This is a genomic window from Shewanella sp. AS16 (assembly GCF_021412365.1).
GTDB classification, from domain to species: domain Bacteria; phylum Pseudomonadota; class Gammaproteobacteria; order Enterobacterales; family Shewanellaceae; genus Shewanella; species Shewanella salipaludis.
In genome coordinates, this window is record NZ_JAKCLK010000398.1 from 1 (window position 1) to 283 (window position 283).

At 51.9% G+C, this 283-nt stretch carries 1 protein-coding gene; it reads right to left on the reverse strand.

The genetic code is table 11. The features are described 5' to 3' along the window. A partial coding sequence (locus tag LZP73_RS20820) for an iron chelate uptake ABC transporter family permease subunit (protein ID WP_326490388.1) occupies positions 1 to 258 on the reverse strand: 258 nt, incomplete at its 3' end. Positions 259 to 283 lie beyond the last annotated feature (25 nt).

The following is a 283-nucleotide window of genomic DNA, read 5'->3' on the forward strand; positions in this document are numbered from 1 at the left end:
ACCGGCGGAGACGCCTAAAATATCCGGTGACACTAAGGGATTACGGAACATTCCCTGATAGGTGGTTCCGGCCCCTGCCAGCGCCGCGCCCAGAAACAGCGCAGCAAGAATACGCGGCACGCGGATTTGCCAGAAGACAATTTGTTCTTGCACAGGAACATTTTCTTGACGAAGAATGAGCGCCAGCAGTTGCTGCATATCGAGATGATAAGCCCCACTTACGGCGGCAAAAGTGATACTGATAGCTGCCAGCAGCAAAATACATCCGTTTACGGTTCTCATT